Source organism: Dyadobacter sp. CY356 (assembly GCF_021440195.1).
Classification (GTDB): Bacteria; Bacteroidota; Bacteroidia; order Cytophagales; family Spirosomataceae; genus Dyadobacter.
On the sequence record NZ_JAJTSZ010000002.1, the window covers coordinates 824679 to 848322 of the forward strand.

Here is a 23644-nt window from a genome sequence, read left to right on the forward strand (position 1 = left end):
AAACAGATTGTCACTTTTCAACCTCCTTCTTCGAAGACCTAATAAACAACACAGCCATCAACCCACCCAAAAACGCAAGCCCGGCAGAAATACGCATTATAATGGCATAAGCGCTAATAAACGATTGATGATAAGCATTTGTCACAACTTGTATTTTTCCTTTTTCAATTTCCACCGGCACTTTTGCATTACCCAGATTCGTCGCTTCCCGGAGAATCTCTGTTTTTTCAGAAGTACTGAACGCTGATTTATTTAACTGATCTTCCAGGGCACCGGAGAAAAATAAAACTGCCAGAGCACCAAAAATTGCGTTGGCAAAAACATTGGCAATTCTTGTCGTCGCATTGTTAACCCCGGAAGCAGTTCCGGAAAAATGATCACTCACGGAAGCCATTACTGCGGTTGTCAGGGGTGCCACGATGAATGACATACCAAAGCCAAAAATTAAAATTCCAGGAAAAAATGTCGTCCAGTATTCTGATGGACCGTTGGTTTGTTTCACCATTGATAAAATAAACAAACCGGCACCTGTTGTAAAAGGCCCCGCAATCAGAAATAATCTGGGTCCATATTTATCGGCCAATTTTCCGGCATACCTTGCCAGCAATATCATTAAAATTGTAAAAGGCAAAAACGTAAGGCCGGATTCCAGTTGACTATATCCTTGCACCTGCACCAGATTTAACGACAGAAATAACATTCCGCCGCCAAGTCCCGCATAAAGGAAAAATGTCAGGAGATTTGCACCGCTGAAAGTAACACTTGAAAATAGGCTCAGCGGCATCATCGGATGTGTGCTTTTGTACTGCAAATAAATAAAAAGAACAAGCAGAAAAATACCAGCGCAAAGGGCTGAATAAGTCTGAAAATTATTAAAACCGATCGAAGGTATCCTTAGAAAAGCTAATGTTAAGGTGGCAAGTGCCAAAGCGATCACAGCAGCCCCGGCAAAATCCAGCGGCTTTCCTGAAGATTCTTCCTCAGATACTTTAACACGAACCCACAACATGATCAGTGCAGCCGTGCCAATTGGCACATTGATAAAGAAAATATAACGCCAAAGACCTGCATCAGCCAAAGCGCCACCGAGAATCGGACCGCCTATTGTTACTACGGTCGTGAATGCCGACCAGGTTCCAATAGCCTTGCCCCGCTCCTTTTCATTAATCGATGATGAGATTAGCGATAAACTTCCCGGTATCATCAATGCACCGCCTATTCCCTGAATCAACCTGAAAATCACCAGCCATGTAACTGTTGGAGAAAATCCGCAAGCGGCAGAACCTGCAATAAAAATAGCAATTCCCACCATGAATACTTTTTTGCGGCCAAGGTTATCACCCAAAGTTCCACCAATCAGAATTAGTGAAGCGAGCATCAATAAATATGCATTCAGTATCCAGAACAGGTCACTGCCACTTGCACCAAGACTATTTTGTAAGGATGGTAAAATAACATTCAGCGCCGTACTGTCAATAAAAGCCATTGCTGATGCCAGAATGACTGATGCCATGATCCATTTTCCTTCTGTACTGGCAAGTGCAACTGTTGACATGATTCAGAATTTAATGCTTTCGGGTGAAGTTTAGGCAAGTTTAAGTTAAGATTTTTAACACAACAATTTTAACTTGTCATTGTAAAATCGGCAACTCATTATAACTGTAATCTTATCAATATAAAGAAAATACGGGCAGATCTGGCATCACCGGTTTTTAATTCCTGTTAATCAGGATAGAATAATCAGTACCTGGAAAAGTAGAAACCTCAAAGCTATCCCTTAAATTTGGAAGATCACATCTTGGTAGTAAATCTGCTAAACCTGAAAATGGCTTATTCCAAAAAACACATTTTAATACTGGGTTGTTTTGATACCAAAGGTGAAGTTTTCGCTTATCTGCGAGATTGTATTCTCGCTTTGGGTGAAAAGGTAATTACCATCAATACAGGCGTTTTAGGGACCACAGACTTATTTCCTGTCGATTTTGAATCCGATAGTGTGGCTTTGCAAGGTGGTTCCGAGATTTTTGAATTAAGAAAACTTGGCGACCGTGGACATGCGATGGATGTCATGGGAAAAGGCGCTGCTGCCATCGTCAAAACACTTATTGAAGAAGAAAAATTAAAAGGTGCAATCGGAATGGGCGGTGGTGGCGGAACCTACATATCACTTTCCACGATGCAGCAGATTCCTTTTGGCATTCCAAAACTTTGTCTGACCACAATAGCTGCCAAAGATCTTTCAAGACAAATTGGCCATAAGGATATTACGTTGGTGCCTTCTGTTGTTGATGTTGCAGGATTGAATAGTATCATCAAAGTTTTGATCAGCCAGTCGGCCGCGGCTATTTGTGCGATGTCCAATGTTAAATCCATTACTGAAAAAGCGCAGGTCAAAAGAATTGCAGTCAGCATGTTCGGCAATACCACGGCTTGCGTGGATCAGTGTACTTTATTGTTACAAAAAGAGGGATATGAAGTTCTTGCATTTCACGCCACCGGAATTGGTGGTAAAACAATGGAAGCCCTGATCAGGGAAGGTTATTTTGATGCAGTTCTGGATGTTACAACAACAGAGCTGGCCGATGATCTTTGTGGCGGTATTTGCAGTGCAGGTCCTGATAGATTATTGGCTGCCAGTGAAATGCATCTTCCACAAGTAATCGCTCCCGGCTGTCTGGATATGGTTAATTTTGGGCATCCCGACACAGTCCCTGCCAGATATAAAGATCGCTTTTTTTACAGCTGGGCACCGGATGTGACTCTGATGCGGACGAATACCGAAGAAAACTCCATCTTAGGGAAACAGCTTTCACAAAAACTGAATAAATCCACGGCTCCGGTAAGTATTGTTTTGCCATTAAAGGGGATTTCGCAAATTGACTGCGCGGGAGGTATCTTTTTTGAACCAGAAAATGATCAGGCATTATTTGATTCAATTAAAAAACATGCAGCAGCAAGTATCCAAATTATTGAAGCAAACGCACATATTAACGACAAATCCTTTGCCGCATTACTGGTAAAAACATTGATAGAAACTATTGATAAGGCAGGAAGCCAGCCTTAAAAATATCTGGAAATACATAATCATAATAAAAAAATACTATGCCAAATCCATGGACAGGTAAGGGAAATCCTTACACAAGACAGGAAGTCAGAGATCGTTTAAAAGCTACCCTGGATCAAAATAAAGCCATTATCGTTGCCGGTGCAGGTACCGGAATTAGTGCCAAGTTTATCGAAAAAGGCGGAGCAGATATGATCATTATCTATAACTCAGGCCGGTTCAGAATGGCAGGCCATGGTTCCACAGCAGGCCTTATGGCTTACGGAGACGCCAATGCCGAAGCGATGGAAATCGGAGAATTTGAAGTTTTGCCGGTGGTTCAGGAAATTCCTGTAATCTGTGGCGTCCACGGGTCGGATCCCAGACGCCGCATGTGGCATCATTTGCTGAAAGTGAAAGAAATGGGTTTTTCGGGAATTAATAATTTTCCTACACATTCCATTGTCGACGGGCAATTCCGCCAGGTGCTTGAAGAAACAGGAATGGGCTTTGATAAGGAAGTGGAAATGGTACGCATTGCAAGTAAAATGGATCTTTTCTCCATCGTTTATGTGGCTAAACCAGAGGAAGCTGCACAGATGGCAGAAGCAGGTGCGGATGCTATCATCGCGCATGTTGGTACAACCGTTGGCGGATCCATAGGTGTTGTGGACGCTTCGTGTACGATGGATGATGCCATTACGCGTACTCAAAAAATCATTGATGCGGCGAAAGCCATTAATCCCGATATTTTCTTTCTCGCTCACGGCGGCCCTATCAATACACCTGAGGATGTACGTGTTATCCTGGACAAAACGAATGTACACGGATTTGTCGGCGCCTCTTCATTGGAACGAATGGGTGTTGAAAAATCACTTACCGACTTGACTCGAAGCTTCAAGTCGCTTACAATAGAAAAGAAAAATTAAAAATTTCATACAAACAGAGTTGGCCGGTCCAACTCTGTTTGTATTTCTCCCATAGTATATCTGGAAATCTTCTGCGCAGCTCACACCGCACCATTCCAAAGCCGGAACGTCAATGTTTCTAACCGGACGTAACAGATTATCCTTTTACAAATTCAGGTAATCTCCTGTCTTTTTAACTTACCGTATAATAAATTTCAAATCTCCGAGGCCGGCATTACTATATACTCGTCAGTAGATTAAGTTCTATTTAAACTTATCGATATGCTCATTCTAATTATTAAATTTGCTTTGTTAAATTTAATTTTTAGATTTGTCTAAATTATATTTAAAATAAAGCTAATATATTTGATTGCGTAGTTTTTCACTCGATTTGATAAAATGCGTTTGTCTTGCCCCTAACATTTTTCTATTTATGAAAATACGTCTTCTATTAATTGTCATACTACTGGCAGGTAATTACATTCTGAAAGCCCAGACCGGATCTGTTTCGGGCCAGATTATTTCGGGTGGAAAGCCTGTACCTTATGCCTCGGTAACCCTTACCAAAACATCCTTCGGGACTCAGGCAGATAGTTCAGGCCACTTTAAATTGATAAATATAGCAGTCGGAAAATATGAAATAATGGCCTCGTCCATTGGGTTTGAGAGCTTTTCCAGAAAAATAGATGTTAGCGAAAACAAAAATTCTATGCTGACAATCGACTTAAAACCAATAAATAATACACTTAGCGAATTGGTTGTTACGGGCGTATCCAGAGCAACTGAACTTAGGAAAAGTCCGGTCGCCATTGCGGTAATGAGCAAAAAGGAAATGGATATGAATGTCAATAATAATATTGTCGACGCGGTTTTAAAAGGTGTTCCGGGTCTGAGCGCGGTTACAACCGGACCGAATATTTCCAAGCCTTTTATCCGGGGACTTGGCTACAACAGGGTCCTGACGCTCTACAATGGAATTCGTCAGGAAGGGCAGCAATGGGGTGATGAGCATGGAATTGAAATTGATCAGTATGGCGTCGAACGCGCAGAAGTGGTGAAAGGTCCGGCAAGTCTTATTTACGGATCTGACGCAGTAGCCGGCGTAATTAATTTCATTCCCTACATTCCAAAAGGGCCGGAAGGAAAAATTAAAGGTGATATCACGACGGAATACCATACCAACAATGGCATGATCGGTGCCTCGGGCGGACTAGCTTATAACAAAAACGGATGGAAATCTGCATTCAGGGTTTCAGGGAAAAATGCTACTGCATATAAGAATAAAATTGATGGCCGGGTTTACGGGACAGCCTATAACGAGCTCAATCTTTCTGCGATGACCGGGATTATAAAACGCTGGGGATCGTCCTATGTTTATGCCACGCTTTATAATAATTTACAGGAAATCCCTGACGGCAGCCGCGATTCACTGACTCGGAAATTTACAAGACAAGTACTCGAAAGCGGCCCGGATAATATCAAAAATCGTCCGCTCGTGTCTCAGCATGACTTAAAAACATATAACATCAATCCGCTGCATCAGCGAATTCAGCATTACCGTTTATTTACCAGAAATCGTTTTCTTTTAGGAAAAGGTGACCTGACAGCCTTGTTTGGATTTCAACAAAGTGTGCGCCGTGAATATAACCATCCGACTATGCCTTCGCAGCCCGGACTTTATGTTCAGCTGAATACCTATAATTATGATTTCAAATACAATTTCCCGGAGTGGAAAGGACTGGAAGCAACATTGGGTGTGAATGGAATGTACCAGATGAACCGAAATCTGAGTGGAACTGATTTCCCGATTCCGGACTATAATCTGCTTGATATCGGAACCTTTTTATTTTTGAAAAAATCTCTTGAAAAAGTAGATATCAGCGGCGGTATGCGCTATGATACCCGGTCATGGAATTGGAAAGATCAATATGTACAACATGATCCTGAAACCGGATTTAATCAACTTTTGACAAAACCTGGTTCTGGGGCAGTTTTACAATTCCCGTCTTATAATAGAAATTTTACTGGTATTTCCGGAAGTCTGGGGGCGACTTATAATATTTCCGAAAGGCTTCTTTTAAAAGCTAATCTGTCAAGAGGTTACCGCGCTCCCAATATCACCGAAATAGGCTCAAATGGTTTGGACCCTGGTGCGCATATCGTTTATCTGGGAAACCGCGATTTCAAACCAGAATTCAGTCTGCAAACGGATATCGGCTTTATCGGTTACCTTAAAGAATTCGATTTTAGCGTCGAACTTTTTAATAATACTATTGACAATTACATTTACCAGGCACGGCTGGTTGATGCTGACGGAAAACCGGTCATTATCGTTCCTGGAAATTTTACCTATAAATATCAGCAATCCAAGGCGCAATTATATGGAGCAGAATTCAGTATAAACCTGCACCCTACCGGTGTTAAATGGCTGACATTTAATAACAGTCTGGCTTTTATCAGAGGTTTAAACCGCAATAAAGCATTAATTGCTTTGGAAGGAAATTCAGCAAAATACCTGCCGTTTATACCTCCCGTTCATGGCCGTTCCGAGATCAGAGCTTCTCTTGTAGAACCAATCGGTAATTTAAGCGGGACTTACTTCAGAGCAGAAATAGACTATTACGGCGCACAGAATAAATTCTATGGCGTTGATAATACCGAAACGGCTACGGCCGGTTATGCCTTGTTTAATATCGGTTGCGGAACAACAGTAAATAATCGAAATAAAAAACCATTGTTCCAGCTGTTTTTACAGATTGACAATTTATTCGACACTGCCTATCAGTCAAATCTGAATCGTTTGAAATATTTCGAATATTATACTGCCTCTCCAAATGGCCGTTCCGGGATTTATAATATGGGTAGGAATGGCAGTGTTAAGGTAATTATTCCGTTCTAATCTTTTAAGTTATTACAAGCTCACGTCAAATATAAATTCCGAAAATTGATAGAGATAATTTAAAGCCGGACTTGCTGGAAATCAGCAAGGATCCGGTTTTGGCACGCCAGTTCATTGTGTGAACACAGCAGGATAATTGCCAATAATCAGAAACATTTTTTACAAGCGTTGGAAAATCCAGCAAAAGCAGAATCATAAAAATTTAAAGGCATGATTTTGTACAATGATTTTTCAAATTACAGTTATTAAATATTTAATCTATGAAAAAGAATTCCTTACAAAAAGCATATCAAAAAATGATCGACTGGAACAATTACCGGCTCGAACAAAACACCGAATCCTTAAATAAATTGATTGCACTTTTACCAGAATTGACAGATGAAGACCAGGCAGATCCGGTCTATCAGGCTGATATAGATGATCTTCTTTCTTTAAAGATCATTTACGAAACCGGGATTAGAAATTTTGAAAGTAAAATTGATAAATACAAGGAATTGCTAAAAGAGCTCCAAGGATAAGCAAGTAGCATTTTTAAACTTTTGTGTTGTTATATTTACAAGACGTTTCAAGTATATTTCCGCTGACGGTTTACTTTTTACCTTGTGGCTGGAAAGTATTCAAACCACAAAAATTTAATGCATTTTTTAGTATCAGTCCGTTTTTTATGAGCAAAAAGTTGAAGGCTTTAAGTATTTCTCTGGCAAGTTTATTGGTTTTCGGATTAGCCGGAACTGTTTTTAACAGCTGTAAATCTGATGACCCCGTTGTGGTGGCTTGCAGCGAAGGCATTTTGAATTATGAAGATTTGAATTCAAAATCATCTTTATCAGCAGCAGTTCTGGATACCAATTCCGTTGTAAATCTGGTTATTACCTCTCAACAGCAATACGAGAGATACATCGCAAACCGTAACCAGAGTATTGATTTTGATTCAAAAATGCTTTTGGCAGGAAGTTATTTTACTGATTCGGCAGCTCACGTCGTGAGCCAGTTGGTAACCAGTGATTGTGGTGCCGGAAAAGTGACGTACCACGTTGAAGTCGTGCGTACCAAAGGAGTTCTTACCACCAGGCAGCATGTTGAATATTTTGCAATTGTTCCAAAACTACCTGATGGGACTGAGGTAAAATTTGATGTTGCCTATAAAAAATAATTTCACTTACCAGTAAAATATCAGAAGGGCCTTGCTTGACAGTATTTTACTGGTAACTTTTTTTATTACCACTTACCTGCGTCCGTTAGCCCACGAAATATTGGGATAGCTTGTATCAAATTTTTCTTCCGAAATTGGGAAAGTCCGCCATCAAAGTTTGCTATCAGCGAATGGCTCTAACAAATCCCATAGATTGCCATATAAATCTTTGAACACCGCCACCGTTCCATAAGCTTCTTTTTTCGGAGCCCTTACAAATTCAATATTCCTGGCAGTCATTTTATTATAATCTCTCCAAAGGTCGTCTGTATAAAGAAACAAAAATACCCTTCCACCCGTTTGATTTCCAACACTTTCAAGTTGCTCATTGTCGGCAGCTTTTGCCAGCAAAAGAGCACATCCGTTCGATCCCGGTGGTGAGACTACAACCCAGCGTTTGTCTTCGCTTAATTTGGTATCCTCATTCAGTAAGAAATCCATTTTTTGAGTATAAAACGCAATCGCTTCATCGTAATCCTTTACCAACAATGTTATATGGGCTATTCTCTGTTTCATAATCTTTGAATATTTGCAGGTTTCTGATATTTTCTACAAGCCATTAAACTTACAAGCACTACATAAAATTCGCAATATGTGTCATAAATATGCCATATTGGAATATATTTGGTAAGAATTTCCCTGGTAGTTTTAACAAAATTGGATGTTGAGTTTCCCTGATCGCAGTAACATCCTGTTTGATAAAGCGATTTAAATTAAACACTATCAGGAATCGTTACCCATTTTTTGCAATAACCCCGTACTCTTTAATGTTTTGCCAAACTGGCTGTATGAATATAAAAACAATTTACCTGGCTGATGATGATCCCGACGACCGTTACCTTATCAGTGATGCCATAAAACAAATTGATCCCGCAATTACGATTATTGAAGCTGAAAACGGTTCTGATTTATTAATTTCTATTGAGGAAAAACAGTCCACATCCGCCGTATTGATTGTTTTGGATATGAACATGCCGAAAATGAATGGCCTCGAAACATTGATTGCGATACGTTCTAATCCGTTTTATGCAACTATACCCGCTGTGATGATATCCACATCGTCAGACCCCAGACTGGTGGCATCGGCTTTCAGGGAAGGAATCAACGATTTTATTGCCAAACCCAGTAGCATCCCTGAATTCGCGAAACTCGCTGACAAACTTGTTTCATTTTTTTTCAAATAAATGTGTCCGGTCAGGCACGAAAGTTTTACAAAATTGTCTATCTAAATTTCTAATTAAAATTTACTCAATCAATGAGTAACGGACAGGAGATATCAACAGATCATAATGGACTAAACCAACGTCTGAGCGTAGATTTTGCGTTAAAGGCAGCAAAACTTGGTGTATGGGAGATCAATCCAAACACAAGAATTGTGCACTGGGACCAGCGTTGCAGGGAAATGTTTGGTTTGGACGACGATTATCTGCTTTTAGATGATATTGTTTCCCATATTCATCCGGATGACAGAGACTGGGTTGCGACAGCAAGAAATCTGGCAATGACGCCGGGGTACTCAGGAGAATATGATGTTACCTACCGTACGATCGGGGCAAAGGATAAGGTTCTTCGCTGGGTGAGGTTCACCGGAAAAGCAGAATATGACGATCAAAAAATAATAACCCGGTTTTCGGGAGTTGCTCAAGATGTTACTAAAGAAAAACAGCATCAACAGCAAATTCAAAATAGTGAAGCCCACTTCAAAGGGCTGATTCAGCAGGCACCTTTTGCAATTGCAGTTTACAGATCCCGCGACCTGATCATCGATATAGCCAATCAGGCAATGATTGAACTTTGGGGAAAAACGCCCGCTGTGATTGGTACCAAATTATCGAATGCCTTACCGGAACTCGAAGGTCAGCCTTTCATCGGAATTCTGGAAAATGTATTCGATACAGGCGTAATCTACCAGACTGACCAGCAAATGGTTGATCTGGTTGTGAACGGAAAACTTCAGTCTTTCTGGTTTAAATTTACTTATCAGCCTCTCACTGGGCCTGATGGCAAAGTTTACGCCATTTTAAATATGGCGGTTGATATCACTGAGCAAGTTCTGTATCAAAAGCGGATTGAAGAAAGCCAACGAAAAATTCTTGCGTCCTTCGAGCAATCTCCTGTTGCCATTGCGATTGTCAGTAATCCGGATCTGGTTTTTACCATGGCCAATCCTTTTTACGGTGAACTTGTGGGAAGATCTCCGGAGCAACTAATCGGAAAATCTTTGCTGGACATTTTACCAGAGCTTCGTGGACAAGGATTTGATACAATAATGAAGCAGGTTATGGATACCGGCATCCCCTACAAAGCTCTGGAAGTTCCGGCAACTGTTCTTAGAAACGGTAAACTGGAAACAATTTATGTGGATCTTTCGTATCAGCCAAACCAGGAGTCAGATGGAAGTATATCAGGGGTTCTGATTATTGCCACGCACGTTACGCAATTGGTTTTGGCAAGAAAAGAAGTTGAAAGCCGCGAGTCTCAGTTAAGATCAATTATTGAAAATGCACCGGCAGCAATGGGACTTTTTGTTGGAAGGGATCTAATCATCGAGCTTCCCAACCAGGCATTTATCGAAATTGTTGGAAAAGGTAACGACATTGCCGGAAAGCGACTCGCAGATGTTATGCCGGAACTTGAAAATCAGGCTTTTCTTCAGATTCTGGATGATGTGTATACCACAGGAAAGATGTTCCAAAGTCCTGGGGCACAGGTTAATATTGTGCGAAATGGCGAGATGACGCACAATTTCTATAATATCACTTATTCTCCACTTTTTGATGAATCAGGAAATGTTTATGCCATTCTGGACATTGCCATTGACGTAACGGAACAGGTTAAAGCACGTCAGCAGATTTCTGAATCTCAGCAGCAGCTGAGCGGTGCAATCGAACTGGCAGAACTGGCCACCTGGAGCCTGGATATCAAGGCAGGAAAATTTACATATTCCGGACGTTTCACAGACTGGCTGGGTCTTGACAATGATTATTTATCGGAAAACGATGCCTACAATCCTGTACCGGAACAGTATCGACAATCAGTGGAAGAGGCTGTAAACGAAGCTATCAGACCAGGTTCTTCCGGAATATATAAAAATGAACATCCCATTATCAACCGTATAACAGGGAAACAAAGGATCATACAGGTTCAAGCCAGAGTTTTTTATGATTCCGAAGGTAATCCGGCGATTTTAAGCGGTACAGCTCAGGATGTTACAAAACAACGCGAAGTCCAGTTTACTCTGGAACAGCTTGTGCAGGAACGTACAGAAGAACTTGAAACAACGAATGAAGAGTTAACGGCAACAAATGAAGAACTGGCTGCGATAAATGAAGAGTTTGCCGCAACAAATGACGATCTGGCCGAAGCCAATCATCTCTTGAGCCTTTCCAATCAAAACCTGGAACAGTTCGCATACATTGCCAGCCACGATCTTCAGGAGCCGCTCAGAAAAATACAACAGTTTGGTGATCTTCTTAAAAAGAAATACGACTCTCCATCCCCCGACGCGCTTATATACCTGGACAGGATGCAATCTGCTGCCACAAGGATGTCAACGCTGATCACTGATCTTTTGACTTATGCTCGTATTTCTAATAATCCTCAGGAGTCCCAACAGATTTCTTTGCATGATGTAATCAGTACAACTTTGTCGGATCTGGAATACCGTATTCAGCAAACCAATGCTCAGATAACTGTGGATCAGCTGCCAATAATAAATGGAAACAAGATTCAATTGGGACAGCTGTTTCAGAATCTGCTTAGCAATGCATTAAAATTCCACGATTCGCAAAATATACCCCGCATTCATATACGTTCAAGATTGATCAATACGGCTGATCTTCCTGCGCATGTAAAACCATCGCGCTGGTCTTCCACGTATCATTTAATATCCGTGTCCGATAATGGAATTGGATTTGAACAGCAATATGCGGACAGAATTTTCCAGGCATTTCAACGGCTGCATGGTAAGAGCGAATATGAAGGTACCGGAATCGGGCTTGCCATTTGTGACAAGGTGGTAAACAATCACGGAGGCGCCATTACAGCCATCAGCCAGCCTGGTCAGGGCGCAGTATTTGAAATTTACTTACCTTCTGATTTTTGATATATACCAGATACATAATTAAATTCCCCCTTTCAGCGGATTTGAAAGGGGGAATTTTTATTATGGTTTCAACACAACCTTTACACAATCTTCTTCCTTTTCCTGGAAAATCTTATAGCCATGTGCGGCCTCTTCCAATGGGAGCGTATGCGTGATAATATCATCCAGAATTACTTTTTCATCTCTGACCAGATCAATCAGATGATCAATATAATTCAAAACCGGTGCCTGCCCCTGTTTGATTGTTAATCCTTTGTCAAAAATCCGGTGCATAGGAAAATTATCATATGTTGAACCATAAACACCTACGATGGACACCGTCCCCATACGACGCACCGCTTCAAAACACATTTCAAGCACTTTTGGCGAACCTACTTCAAAATTGATAGCAGCTTTTGCTTTATCAAGAAATGATCTTTCGGGCTCAAAACCTACCGCATCCACACAAACATCTGCTCCCCTGCCTCCTGTCATATCGCGAATGGCCGCAACAACATCAACTTCGTGCGGATTCAGTGTTTCGACTTTATTTACTCTTTTTGCTTTTTCCAGACGATAATTCAGCGGATCAATAGCAATAACGCGGCTTGCACCGTTAATCCAGGCAGCCTTCTGTGCCATCAGACCCACTGGTCCGGACCCGAAGATTGCAACTACTTCGCCACCTTTCAGCTGAGCCCAGTCAATCGCAGACCAACCTGTCGGGAAAATATCAGTTAAAAATAAAACCTGCTCATCAGTCATATTATCCGGAACAATCCGGGGACTTATGTCAGCATAGGGCACGCGCACATATTGAGCCTGCCCGCCGGAATATCCACCGTACAGGTCGGTATAACCAAACAATGCGCCACCTTTTTGATCCAACATATCGCCATTTGGGCCATAATGTTTAAAATTGGAATTTTCACAGGCAGGAGAGGCCTCATGCGTGCAGAAAAAGCAGTTACCACAAGAAATCGGAAATGGTACCACCACACGATCTCCTTTTTTCAAATTTGTAATGGCAGATCCAACTTCCTCAACAATTCCCATAAATTCATGTCCTAAAACCATATCTTCCTTTTGAGGAACGGATCCGCTCATTATGTGAAGATCAGATCCACAAATTGCTGTGGAAGTTACTTTCAGAATAATATCTCTTGGATCTAGAATTTCCGGATCTGGTACATTATCGACGCTGATATCGCCTGGTTTGTGAAATACGGCAGCTTTCATAAAGTTTGTTTTTAGTTTGATGATTGGGCATTTGATAAAAACAAGTATACCACGATTTTAAACCTTCTGGCATGACAGGGCTTGTAGAATTGATTGCCTTAATATCGACGGCGGATCAGCAAAAAAATTAAAAGTACCCGAATAAAGGAATATCCGCCCCTGATGATTTATGTAACTTGTGCGTTAACCCCTTATAGTTAGCTATCATATCGGCAAGAATATTTATAAACCGAAATTTCTATTCTTTTCATTTTATTGACATAGATCAATGTTTGCCGTCATGCAGTGCAGCATCTTTGCATGATCAAATAGAAAATCAGGCAAAATGAAACAGAAATATTTTAAGTACATCAATACCCTTTTTGTGGTTATTCCTATGACGCTGATTATGGCCTTTGTCGGGTTGATCCGCAATTATGGATTCGGTCAGGATTGGTTTTACAAGTTTATCAGCGCATGGAGCGTTATGTTGCCTGTGGCTTATGGAGCCGCATTTTTGATAATTCCTAATGCCAGAAAACTTGCAGAAAAATTCTCCTCAAAACCATGAATGACATATTTGAACAGGTAATTTTTTACATAAAAGAAAGAATTCAGGTTTCGCCGTCAGAAGTCGAAATCATACTTTCCTATTTCAAACCGTACCGAGCTCAAAAAAATGAAATTTTGATACAGCAAGGCCAGATCGGGCAACGCACATTTTTTGTTGGTAAGGGTTGTCTCCGGATATTTTTCAATAATGAACAGGGCCAGGATACTACACGTTATATTGCTTTTGAAAATAATTTCGCAACCAGTCTTGTGAGTTTTATTACAGGCGAACCCTCACAGGAATTTATCCAGGCCGTTGAAAATTCTGATTTACTTTATATCACCCAGCAAGATTTTTATCACCTTCTGGAAATCATTCCTTCCTGGGATAAGTTCTACCGGATTTATTTAGAAAAAGCATATGTAAATAATACAAACCGGCTGATGTCATTTGTAACCATGGAAGCCAGAGAACGATATCATTTGCTCCTTCAACAGAATCCAACGATTGTAATGCGTTTGCCAAATAAACTGGTCGCCTCGTATCTGAACATTTCCCAGGAAACATTAAGCAGGCTGAAAGGAAAAATCTGAAACAGGTATAATTGTCATTTATTGTCAGGATTTGGTCATTAGTAATCGAAAAATTATTGTTTGTGGAAATTACTGACGGTAGTGACATACGTTTGATTCTGAAGACGATAAGATGTCAGTATGTTTCATAAACGTATTCCAGGGTTTCGTCAATATAACTTTCATTCTGGCCATTTTTCTTTTTTGTAACACGTGTAAGCGGAAGCCCCTGACCATTATAGGTGTAGTCGTAAGTGGCCTGGTAATCACCTATTGATTCTGATCGTATATTGTTTTTGCTGAGAGACAGAAAATTATCTATTCCGCCATAGTATGTATAATAATTGAAATTTCCCTGAGAAGGTCTTGCCGGCCCGTTGGGCGCAGGAATGATGAAGTTTCCATAGAAAGGATTTACCTGATCATCATAAGTATATTCAGATTCAGAATTTGTGATCGACGATACATTTTTTGTGAATGTGGTTACAGAACTTACTGATCCAAGATTATTGCCAGGAAAATTGTAAAGAACGCTCTTAATATAAGAAACAGACGAAAAGTTAAATTTCCTTTCACTTCCCGTAAGCATATTTCCGCTATATTGAAAAGTCATTTTGTAGACATCATCTGCTAATGCGCTATAATCAAGCTTATTGACTTTGCCAGCCTGATTGTAGCCAAACTGATAACTTTCAGTTTTCAGATCACTAAAATTCCTGGTCACTGCTAAAAGCATATTATTGCCATCATAGGTGTAAATCGTACGGGATCTGACCGCTGCATTACTATCCGGCAACTGGTAAGATTTGAGATTACTTAAACGGCCTGCATTGTCGTAATTAAATTCTGTTATGTTGGTTATTCCGTTGCTGTTAGGAAGTGTTTGCGTGATACTCTTAACCCTTAAACTTTGTGGAGGCAAATGATCAGTGCAGGATAAAAAAAATGTAAATAGTAGAACTGTACACCATTTAAGTATATCGCTGGTTTCCATGATCATAAAGGGTTAAAAGTGATTATTGGTATAAATTTAATTATAAATAATATATAAATAACATTATTTTGACAATATCGATTATACGGTATTTCCGATATAGATTTATTTAATGTTGCCATCTCAATCGTGCAACTGGTAAGGAGGATTTAGGTTGAATTCGTTAATTTAGCGGAAATCTTACAATCTATTTATGTCTTTTACAACCGTCATTACGCATGACACAGCCTTTCACGCAGATGAGATCATAGCCGTCGCCCTTCTTCGTCAGGCCGGTTATCAATTCGAATTAATACGTACCCGTGCCCCAAAAGTACTTGAAGCAGCAGTTGCGGATAAAAACACTCTAGTTCTGGATGTCGGCGGAGTTTATGATCCGGAGATGCTCAATTTTGATCACCATCAGAATAAAGAACTATTATCAGCCGCAGGATTGATTTACGAGCATTTTAAAAATGAAATTTGTCCGGTTGATGCCCAGGCCTTTTTTGGAAGGTTTATTTCATCCATAGACGTCATGGATACCAACCGTGACAATATTTTTGAAATTTGGTCTACACTCCCAAAAGGATTTAAAAATACTTCCGGGATCCTGGGTGGCTTTAACAGAGATATGACCGATGCTCCCATGCAGTATCAACAGTTTTTAAAGGCCACAGATATTGCTCAGGAGATTATTGGGAATGAAATTTATTCATCCGTTAAAAAAGCAAAATCTGAATCTGACTATCAATTCAGGACTGTACTTGACAATAATGTGGCTGTTTTTGATCAATTTTCTACGGTTTGGAAAGATAAAAAAGAACACATTTTTGCCGTCTTACCTCACGCAAATGGTTGGCAGCTTCAAACTGTTGACACCCTTGTGGCGGTGGTTCCCGAGCGTATAACCCAACTTGATGGATTTGTTTTCAGACATATTTCAGGATTTATGGCTGTTGTAAAGGACAAAGCAGTGCTTGTGGAATTTGCCAGATCACTTGATCGCTTTCAATTTTAAAATATAAATCTTCCTGTTTTGCTTTGAAAATCTTTATTACTTCAACCCGGAAAATGATTTTTTCAGGCTGGAATATTTTCACGCTCAGACTTTTACTGCTTAAAAACCTGTGTGTTAACTTATAAAGGTTTACCTTTGCACTTTGTTTTACCCCACAATACAGACCGCATGACGAAAGCAGAAACCATTTCGAAGATATCCGAACAGACAGGAATCGAAAAAGACACCGTTGAGAAAATAATTGAATCTTTTTTTGTAACAATTAAAGATTCATTGAGTGAAGGAGAAAATGTCTATTTCCGTGGATTTGGTAGCTTTACAATCAAGCACCGGGCACAAAAAACTGCCAGAAATATTGCACTTAATTCCACAATTATCGTGGATGCGCATGTCATTCCTTTCTTTAAGCCTTCTCCTGAATTTGTTAGTCAAATCAAAGAGGGAGTAAGCCTGGAACAATAAGACCAAACGTTTTAAAAGCAGGCCATGTGAATATGTGGCCTGCTTTATTTTTTATCTGCACGAAATAATAACATCTATGCTGTAAATCTCCGCGCAGCTTCTTCTCCCCGCATTAAGAAACCTTCAAATAAGATTATATCGGTATATATCCTAAATGGAATTAGTATTCCTTAAAGGATGTCGTATACTTTTAGTAAATTGGCATATACAATTGCTATCACACATCCGTTAGAAATCCCAATTAAAAATGTACGATACGCACGGCTGAAAATTTTCAGGATTTGACGAGAAAGTTTCTGCATAAAGTGTTTATCAACAAAAACAGGATTACAAAAAATGTAATCCTGTTCCTCACTACGCACACACTATAGGATCAGTTTTTCAATTTCCTGAAAAACATAAAACCTTATTTAACCATCATAACGTTGAGCATTTATTATGTCTTTACAAGTACCTGAAAAATATATTTTGTCACCTAACCCCTTGTATTACTAACCTTATGGAATTTTGTAATTCTGTATATTTAAAAGTAGCGTATATTAATATTATGTTTACAGTTGAATATGAGGATTACGATAATAGCCTTTAATCAAAAAAAATTAGTTTAACAGACATAAAACCTTCCTTACTGTTATTGAGTCCCATTAATTGATAATACTAATTCCGTAATAAAAATACATGTATTGAGTTATGGAACAGAAACAATTTCGACCAGTTTTACTATTATTCGACCAATGCGGTAAATTTTCAGACGAACAGATGAATCACCGACTATGAGTGCGATTTTACAATGTTTTATCATCGATGATGAGCCTGGTGCACGCGAAGTCATCAGAAAATTTGTTGCCCGTGTACCTTTTTTAGAAGTGGTCGGTGAATTTGGAAATGCTGTTGATGCCCTTTTCCAGATGCAGAGCCTTAAACCGGATTTAATATTTTTGGATGTAGAAATGCCGGAAATGAACGGTTTTGAATTTATAAGGTCATTAAAGGGTAACATGAGACCTAAAATCCTAATGTTTTCTGCCTACTCCGATTATGCCCTGGAAGGTTTTGAACATGAAGTGACAGACTATATACTAAAACCCGTTTCCTTCGAAAGATTTATCAGAGCAATCAACAGGGTTACCGAACTACTTTCGCTGAACACAGAAAAAACGGGAATAAGCCAGCAGGACCTTTCCGCATCGATGCCCTTAAAGTTGCCTTCACCAACCAAAAGAGAACAAAATGGAAGTGACTTTCTTCTAATAAAGGAAGATAAAAAGCTTGTCAGGGTGATACCGGAAGATATTTTGCTGATAGAGGCAATGAAGGACTATATTAAAATTTTTCTACCCGGAAAAACAATTATCACCCTGAGTACCATGACTAAAATGGAATCCATGCTGCCGGTGAACCGTTTTATTCGTGTAAACCGCTCCAATATTATCAGGATCAATGCCATAGGAGAAATAGACGGAAATCAAATTACTACGACAGACGGCAGGAAGGTCGACATTGGAGTTACTTATAGAGAAGTTGTACTGGAAGCTTTGAAAAAAGCAGCTGAAAACAAATAAGAATTTCGATGAAAAATAAAATCAGCTTGTATTCGATATTTGATAATAAAAAAGCGGGGGTTATTATTTTTCATCTTTTATTATGTGGGCTAACCTGGATTATCAGCAAATATTTTTCGATCGGCCCTTTTACACGAGATAACTTGTTTATTACAAACATCTTATGCATAATATTTTTCTTCCAAACTCTTTTCATTTATTACTGTTTCAGCCTTTTTATCTTTCCCAGGTACCTTTACAAAAAGAAAGTCCTTCCCTTCTTGTTGAGTTTTTTAGTGATTTACCTTCTTGTATATTGGTGTAATTACTTTTCCATCCTGCGCCTGCTGCCATACAGTGACGGCTACGCATCAGGCAATTATCAAGACGTATGGATACAGAAGGTATACAGTCTTTTTCTAATCCATGCCGGGTGGTTTGGCTGTTTTACGATGCCAAAAGTGGCTTCGTGGAATTTCTGGTATAGCTTTGAAGTCCCTACCATCTATTTAAGTATTAAATATTTCAGGGACATGATTGAGATTCAGAAACACAATATGACGCTCAAAAACAATAATCTGGCACTGGAAAGGGATAATCTGGCACTTGAACTCGGCTTCCTGAAGTCCCAGATCAATCCACACTTTTTATTCAATACCCTCAACAGTATTTATAACCGGACTTTGGATGTGGATGACCAGGCCTCTGACCTGGTCCTAAAACTATCCGGATTGATGCGTTACAGTTTGTATGGTGTTAACGAAGACAGAGTGCCTTTGACAGAAGAGATTGAATACATTGAGAATTATCTTGATCTCGAAAAATACAGACACTCATCGGATCTGGTTATTATTTCAATGGATACTGAGGGTATTACCGATAGTCATAAAATTGCACCGTTACTTTTAATTTCACTCGTCGAAAATGCATTTAAGCATGGTGTCAATCTAAGCATAAAATCGTCCTATGTCCATATTTCTGTTGTTGTAGAAAATAACACGCTATATTTTACTGTTCAGAACAGCCTTCCGGAAAATAGCAAAACGCCAATTGTAATTGCGCCCTCAAAAAAATCGGGCGGAATCGGTCTCTCCAATACCCGCAAACGCCTGAGCATGCTATATCCCGGCATGCATGAATTATCATTTCAAAAAACTGAAAAGGAATATGAAGTTACGCTTCAGATATTTCTTGGTGCCTGAAAGCAATACCACCGACCAATGCACTGATCGGTAATAGTTTCCCGCTTATCGAAAAACGTCTACCTGTACGTCTAAATAATTTCAACCCGCTGTACAGATATGCTAGATTTGTTTCATCAAACAGTCACAAAGACTATTTAGATTCAAACGTTTTTAAAACTTCAAATATCAATTATCATGCAATCGAAATCAACTACTTCCGCATCTGCCAGCAAACGTCTAGTTCTTAAAAAAGAAAGAATCACTTCATTAAGTTCAAAAAACGGTGCTCAGCAATCAAAAGATAACACAGGCATGACTTCATTCCTACTGTGAACGCGGTAAATTGGTCGAATACTGTTGAATCCAGTTTTCAGATAAATCCAAAGCCGTTGTACAGATGTATTCTTATCAAAAAGTGGTGGCTTGCCGACAGCTTTCTGGAAAGTTTTATACGACGTACGACTTGCCTTGAACTGACCTGGGCCGGCGCATATTCGGCGGAAGCATTGAACACGTTGCAAACAGGTTCTTATGATCTTGTATTTGCAAGTTTGCCTTCACCTGAAATGGCAGTTCCTGAAAGTATTCTGTCGGAACTACGTAAGCAGCAGGCACTTATTGTTTCAGCTTCATATCCCGAATACCTGTTTTCCGGATACGGACTTGATCCCTTATACTTTTTGAAAGAACCATTTCCCCCGGCGAATCTTCAAAGGGCGTTGGAAAAATTCAAAGATATTGCTTATCGCAGAAAAAGTGCCTGAATTCAGGTTAATAGCTATGGGCATTAGTGGTTTTCAATTGTTATCTTGCAACCTTAACTTTAATTTTCTGAATAACTAACGTCAGTGCCCGCACCTTATGATTTCTCACTTTGGCCTGTTTATGTTACGGCGACCACTTATTGCCGTTGATCAGCTTGAGAAATTTCACCACGTGTTTTTAGAAGAAAAAAATCTTCATGTACTAAAAGAATGGTACATAACAAATTCGGGTGCTAAGGAAGCAATATTTCTTGCCTCGGCGGCTTTGTTTGAAAGATTTGAAATGTGGTTAGAAGCAGAAAATGTTTCTGAGGCCGACAAGCTGGAAATTACCCTATACAAATATCTGGTCCGAATGAGTACGCGTTGTACTCCTTATGGCTACTTTGCGCTGACTTCAACCGGCACAATCGGTGGTGACACTGATATGCGGGTTAGTAGTGAGGATGTGTTGATCAAACATACGCGCCTGGATATGGAGTGTATGATTGCCATAAAGGAATGGCTGATCAGACAACAGAGCATTCGTATGCAGCTAACGTTATCAGTGAACAGTTCTCTTTATACGGTAGGAAACGATTTTCGGTATATTGAAGAGGTTGTTGAAATTGACAAACGGAATTACTTCATCAGTTCGCTGGAAAACAACGAATTCTTGTCGCTCATTTTAGAAAAGGCGGGAAGGGGCGTAAAGATACCAGCGCTCATTGCGCTATTACAAAGTTATGATATCGAAGCCGTTGAAGCTTATGATTTTATAGACGAATTAATCGAAAACAGAATTCTTGTATCCGAGCTGGAACCTAATGTGACCGGTGCCAGCTACCTGCAGACGATTATCAAAAATGTTGCTCTTTTAGAGCACACACAATTACTTAACGGCCATCTCAACTCCCTTCTGCAACTTCTCGGTCAGCAGGATAACCGGGTTGAGATGTATCAAAAACTGCGGGACAAATTGGATTTTCTTGGAATCCCAACCATTAAGAAGGACCTGGTTCACGTTGATACAGTTGCGCTCAGCCAGTTTAATCAAATATCGGAAAAGTTGATTTCCACGATAACCAAGCAGCTTTCACGTTTGGTTGTTTTAAACAAACCAAGGAACAATCACGAGCTGGACGAATTCAAAAGAAGATTTCTGGATAGGTATCAACAGCAGGAAGTTGCACTTACAACGGCACTGGATCATCAAACAGGTATCGGTTATGGACTCCAAAGTACGCTGGGAGCCAGTTACACGCCGATGATCGAAGAGCTGACTTTCCCTAAAAATCAGAAAAAACAAACAGCTCAGCAGCCGGATTGGTGGCAAAATCTGTTAATAGAAAAATACACACGTTTTATAAGAGATCAGTTGTCAGAAATTGAGCTGACAGACAGAGACTTAAACGATATTGAAGACTTAAAGAAAATGGATCAGGTAAAGACTTCGTCTTTACCTTTCAGCTTTTATATACTGGGAAATCTTCTTGCCAAATCCGGCGAAGCCGCCGATGAAGGTAATTTTTTATTTAATCTTCTGACATGCAGCGGCCCTTCAGCTGCCAATATTATGAGTCGTTTTCACGAAGCAGATCCAACTTTAAGCAAGCACTTACTCCATTGGGCAGCATTGGAGGAACAAAATAGTCCTGATGTAATTTTTGCAGAAATTGTTCATTGTCCTGATTCCGCAGCCGGCAACATTATGACAAGGCCGGTAGCTCATCGCTACGAAATTCCATACATGGGACACGCTTCGGTGGATGAGAACTTTCAGATTCCTGTCCAGGATTTAATGATTTCCATAATAAATGACAGGATTTTACTACGGTCAAAGCGGTTGAATAAACGGATAATCCCGAGGCTTTCCAATGCACATAATTTTACCAAAGGACTTCCGATTTACAAGTTTTTGTGCGCATTACAGACACAGGATTCTGACCTTAATATGCAGTGGGACTGGGCTATGTTTGGCGGTCAACCACATCTCCCCCGTGTAAAATATAAGAACTTGATTTTGAGCAGAGAAAGCTGGCTGCTCCGGACCTATGATTTTAGATCCTCCGATTCCGAATATGTAGCAAAAAAACTCACTGCTATGGGTTTGCCGCCTCAGTTCGTCATTACTTCCGGAGATAATGAGCTTCTGATCGATATACGTATTGCTCCTGCCCTACAAATCCTCATGCAGGAAATTAACAAAAACGACGAAATCCGTGTTTTTGAAACGTTATTTACATCAGATAACAGCCTCCTTCGTCAGGATGAATTTCGATTTACGAATGAAATTGTGATTCCGCTGTGCAATACAAAAGCCGCTCCTATAAAAGGAATTTCAGAGAAAGTTTCCGGAGAAATTGCCCAACGGAGCTTTTCTGTTGGCAGTGAATGGCTTTATTTTAAAATTTATTGTGAAGAAAAATCTTCTGATAAATTACTGCTTGTGCTTCATCCGTTGATCCACGAATTGCTGGAAAAAAATGTTGTAACGCAGTTTTTCTTTGTCCGTTACCAGGATCCCGACTACCATTTAAGACTTCGTTTTAAAGGTGATCCGCAAAATGGTTTTTATCATCGCGTGATTGATGTTATCAAAGAAACACTTGAAGAATATATTCAAAGCGGACTTGTGTACAAAATTCAGCTTGATACGTATGAAAGGGAGATTGAAAGATATGGTCACGAACAAATTGAAGTTTGTGAGAATTTATTTCATTTGGACAGTATGGATTTTTTGAATGCTATTCATTCAGTTGACGACATTCCCGACGAGATCACCAGGTTCGAACTTTCTATCCGTCGGATAAATTTGCTATTGGTAAATGCTGGTCTGGAAATTTCCGAATGCGTTGTCATAATGGAAAACCTCAAAGAGACTTTCTTTAAAGAGTTTGAAGGTAACAGCACGCTTCGTAAACAACTTGGTATGCATTACCGAAATTTTAAAGATATCATTGACCGGGTAGTCGAGCCTGATAATATAGAAATTAGCCCGGCATTCAAAATTAGCCTGAGCAGACTTTCGGAAAATTTATCCGATCGGAATCAGTATTTTTCAATTCTGAGCAGCCTGATCCATATGAGTGTTAACCGCACTTTCAACACAAAGCAACGCGCCTACGAACTGATACTATACCATTGTCTTGCCAAACATTACGATTCTGTAAACGCCCGTCAGATTAAAATGAAAGGTTAACCGGTATTATCCGGTTATGTTCAATTCGTTTATATCGACCTTGTTGCCT

The 23644-nt window shown here is 39.9% G+C and carries 20 protein-coding genes; 16 read left to right on the top strand and 4 right to left on the bottom strand.

The window, feature by feature from the left end:
- Nucleotides 1-10: 10 nt before the first annotated feature.
- The gene (locus tag LXL81_RS09800; RefSeq protein ID WP_234646601.1) at nt 11-1555 is read right to left on the bottom strand and encodes an MFS transporter; all 1545 of its coding nucleotides are present in this window, start codon (nt 1553-1555) and stop codon (nt 11-13) included.
- 228 nt (nt 1556-1783) lie between these two features.
- On the opposite strand from LXL81_RS09800, the gene LXL81_RS09805 reads away from it, so the two are divergent.
- The 5 genes from LXL81_RS09805 (at nt 1784) to LXL81_RS09825 (ending at nt 8003) form a co-directional block, all read left to right on the top strand.
- Nucleotides 1784-3064 (top strand): Tm-1-like ATP-binding domain-containing protein, encoded by a 1281-nt coding sequence (locus tag LXL81_RS09805; RefSeq protein WP_234646602.1) that lies wholly within the window; start codon nt 1784-1786, stop codon nt 3062-3064.
- 38 nt (nt 3065-3102) lie between these two features.
- On the top strand, nt 3103-3972 hold the full coding sequence (locus tag LXL81_RS09810; RefSeq protein WP_234646603.1) for a phosphoenolpyruvate hydrolase family protein: 870 nt from the start codon (nt 3103-3105) through the stop codon (nt 3970-3972).
- A gap of 412 nt (nt 3973-4384) precedes the next feature.
- A complete protein-coding gene (locus LXL81_RS09815) occupies nt 4385-6850 on the top strand; it encodes a TonB-dependent receptor (RefSeq protein WP_234646604.1) in 2466 nt (821 codons plus the stop codon).
- A 260-nt stretch (nt 6851-7110) separates the two neighbouring features.
- Nucleotides 7111-7368 carry a hypothetical protein gene (locus LXL81_RS09820; protein WP_234646605.1) on the top strand — a complete coding sequence of 86 codons (258 nt, stop codon included), beginning with the start codon at nt 7111-7113 and terminating at the stop codon, nt 7366-7368.
- 26 nt (nt 7369-7394) lie between these two features.
- On the top strand, nt 7395-8003 hold the full coding sequence (locus tag LXL81_RS09825) for a hypothetical protein (protein WP_234646606.1): 609 nt from the start codon (nt 7395-7397) through the stop codon (nt 8001-8003).
- 150 nt (nt 8004-8153) lie between these two features.
- Here LXL81_RS09825 and LXL81_RS09830 read toward each other — a convergent pair whose 3' ends face one another.
- Nucleotides 8154-8558: a VOC family protein gene (locus LXL81_RS09830; protein WP_234646607.1), complete on the bottom strand. Its 405-nt coding sequence runs from the start codon at nt 8556-8558 to the stop codon at nt 8154-8156.
- 272 nt (nt 8559-8830) lie between these two features.
- Here LXL81_RS09830 and LXL81_RS09835 point away from each other — a divergent pair, with 272 nt between their 5' ends.
- Both LXL81_RS09835 and LXL81_RS09840 read left to right on the top strand, forming a co-directional pair.
- The gene (locus LXL81_RS09835) at nt 8831-9226 is read left to right on the top strand and encodes a response regulator (RefSeq protein ID WP_234646608.1); all 396 of its coding nucleotides are present in this window, start codon (nt 8831-8833) and stop codon (nt 9224-9226) included.
- Between the two features lie 71 nt (nt 9227-9297).
- Nucleotides 9298-12147, top strand: a complete 2850-nt coding sequence (locus LXL81_RS09840; RefSeq protein WP_234646609.1) for a PAS domain S-box protein — start codon at nt 9298-9300, stop codon at nt 12145-12147.
- 60 nt (nt 12148-12207) lie between these two features.
- On the opposite strand, the gene LXL81_RS09845 is transcribed toward LXL81_RS09840, so the two are convergent.
- Entirely contained in the window at nt 12208-13365 is a 1158-nt protein-coding gene (locus LXL81_RS09845) for a zinc-dependent alcohol dehydrogenase (RefSeq protein WP_234646610.1), read from the bottom strand.
- A 325-nt stretch (nt 13366-13690) separates the two neighbouring features.
- Here LXL81_RS09845 and LXL81_RS09850 point away from each other — a divergent pair, with 325 nt between their 5' ends.
- Both LXL81_RS09850 and LXL81_RS09855 read left to right on the top strand, forming a co-directional pair.
- The gene (locus LXL81_RS09850; protein ID WP_234646611.1) at nt 13691-13915 is read left to right on the top strand and encodes a DUF2798 domain-containing protein; all 225 of its coding nucleotides are present in this window, start codon (nt 13691-13693) and stop codon (nt 13913-13915) included.
- Nucleotides 13912-14490, top strand: a complete 579-nt coding sequence (locus LXL81_RS09855) for a Crp/Fnr family transcriptional regulator (protein ID WP_234646612.1) — start codon at nt 13912-13914, stop codon at nt 14488-14490. The genes LXL81_RS09850 and LXL81_RS09855 overlap by 4 nt, the downstream gene beginning before the upstream one ends.
- Before the next feature lie 115 nt (nt 14491-14605).
- On the opposite strand, the gene LXL81_RS09860 is transcribed toward LXL81_RS09855, so the two are convergent.
- Complete coding sequence (locus LXL81_RS09860) at nt 14606-15463, bottom strand: hypothetical protein (protein WP_234646613.1); 858 nt, start codon at nt 15461-15463, stop codon at nt 14606-14608.
- Between the two features lie 193 nt (nt 15464-15656).
- Here LXL81_RS09860 and LXL81_RS09865 point away from each other — a divergent pair, with 193 nt between their 5' ends.
- From LXL81_RS09865 to LXL81_RS09895, 7 genes are all read left to right on the top strand, one after another.
- On the top strand, nt 15657-16463 hold the full coding sequence (locus LXL81_RS09865; RefSeq protein ID WP_234646614.1) for an MYG1 family protein: 807 nt from the start codon (nt 15657-15659) through the stop codon (nt 16461-16463).
- 135 nt (nt 16464-16598) lie between these two features.
- Complete coding sequence (locus LXL81_RS09870; protein ID WP_255713697.1) at nt 16599-16925, top strand: HU family DNA-binding protein; 327 nt, start codon at nt 16599-16601, stop codon at nt 16923-16925.
- Nucleotides 16926-17698: 773 nt separating this feature from the next.
- Nucleotides 17699-18487, top strand: coding sequence for a LytTR family DNA-binding domain-containing protein (locus LXL81_RS09875; protein ID WP_234646616.1), 789 nt, complete (start codon nt 17699-17701; stop codon nt 18485-18487).
- A 512-nt stretch (nt 18488-18999) separates the two neighbouring features.
- On the top strand, nt 19000-19668 hold the full coding sequence (locus LXL81_RS09880) for a sensor histidine kinase (RefSeq protein ID WP_234646617.1): 669 nt from the start codon (nt 19000-19002) through the stop codon (nt 19666-19668).
- Between the two features lie 177 nt (nt 19669-19845).
- Nucleotides 19846-19983, top strand: a complete 138-nt coding sequence (locus LXL81_RS09885) for a hypothetical protein (RefSeq protein ID WP_234646618.1) — start codon at nt 19846-19848, stop codon at nt 19981-19983.
- A gap of 56 nt (nt 19984-20039) precedes the next feature.
- Nucleotides 20040-20414: a hypothetical protein gene (locus LXL81_RS09890; protein ID WP_234646619.1), complete on the top strand. Its 375-nt coding sequence runs from the start codon at nt 20040-20042 to the stop codon at nt 20412-20414.
- Between the two features lie 121 nt (nt 20415-20535).
- Nucleotides 20536-23595 carry a lantibiotic dehydratase gene (locus LXL81_RS09895; protein WP_234646620.1) on the top strand — a complete coding sequence of 1020 codons (3060 nt, stop codon included), beginning with the start codon at nt 20536-20538 and terminating at the stop codon, nt 23593-23595.
- The last annotated feature ends 49 nt before the right edge of the window (nt 23596-23644 follow it).

Bases quoted from the DNA above. Each gene is read 5' to 3' on its own strand.
- LXL81_RS09800 (WP_234646601.1), bottom strand. From the start codon at position 1,555: ATGTCAACAGTTGCACTTGCCAGTACAGAAGGAAAATGGATCATGGCA.
- LXL81_RS09810 (WP_234646603.1), top strand. From the start codon at position 3,103: ATGCCAAATCCATGGACAGGTAAGGGAAATCCTTACACAAGACAGGAA.
- LXL81_RS09815 (WP_234646604.1), top strand. From the start codon at position 4,385: ATGAAAATACGTCTTCTATTAATTGTCATACTACTGGCAGGTAATTAC.
- LXL81_RS09820 (WP_234646605.1), top strand. From the start codon at position 7,111: ATGAAAAAGAATTCCTTACAAAAAGCATATCAAAAAATGATCGACTGG.
- LXL81_RS09830 (WP_234646607.1), bottom strand. From the start codon at position 8,558: ATGAAACAGAGAATAGCCCATATAACATTGTTGGTAAAGGATTACGAT.
- LXL81_RS09835 (WP_234646608.1), top strand. From the start codon at position 8,831: ATGAATATAAAAACAATTTACCTGGCTGATGATGATCCCGACGACCGT.
- LXL81_RS09840 (WP_234646609.1), top strand. From the start codon at position 9,298: ATGAGTAACGGACAGGAGATATCAACAGATCATAATGGACTAAACCAA.
- LXL81_RS09845 (WP_234646610.1), bottom strand. From the start codon at position 13,365: ATGAAAGCTGCCGTATTTCACAAACCAGGCGATATCAGCGTCGATAAT.
- LXL81_RS09850 (WP_234646611.1), top strand. From the start codon at position 13,691: ATGAAACAGAAATATTTTAAGTACATCAATACCCTTTTTGTGGTTATT.
- LXL81_RS09855 (WP_234646612.1), top strand. From the start codon at position 13,912: ATGAATGACATATTTGAACAGGTAATTTTTTACATAAAAGAAAGAATT.
- LXL81_RS09860 (WP_234646613.1), bottom strand. From the start codon at position 15,463: ATGGAAACCAGCGATATACTTAAATGGTGTACAGTTCTACTATTTACA.
- LXL81_RS09865 (WP_234646614.1), top strand. From the start codon at position 15,657: ATGTCTTTTACAACCGTCATTACGCATGACACAGCCTTTCACGCAGAT.
- LXL81_RS09875 (WP_234646616.1), top strand. From the start codon at position 17,699: ATGAGTGCGATTTTACAATGTTTTATCATCGATGATGAGCCTGGTGCA.
- LXL81_RS09880 (WP_234646617.1), top strand. From the start codon at position 19,000: ATGATTGAGATTCAGAAACACAATATGACGCTCAAAAACAATAATCTG.
- LXL81_RS09885 (WP_234646618.1), top strand. From the start codon at position 19,846: ATGCAATCGAAATCAACTACTTCCGCATCTGCCAGCAAACGTCTAGTT.
- LXL81_RS09895 (WP_234646620.1), top strand. From the start codon at position 20,536: ATGTTACGGCGACCACTTATTGCCGTTGATCAGCTTGAGAAATTTCAC.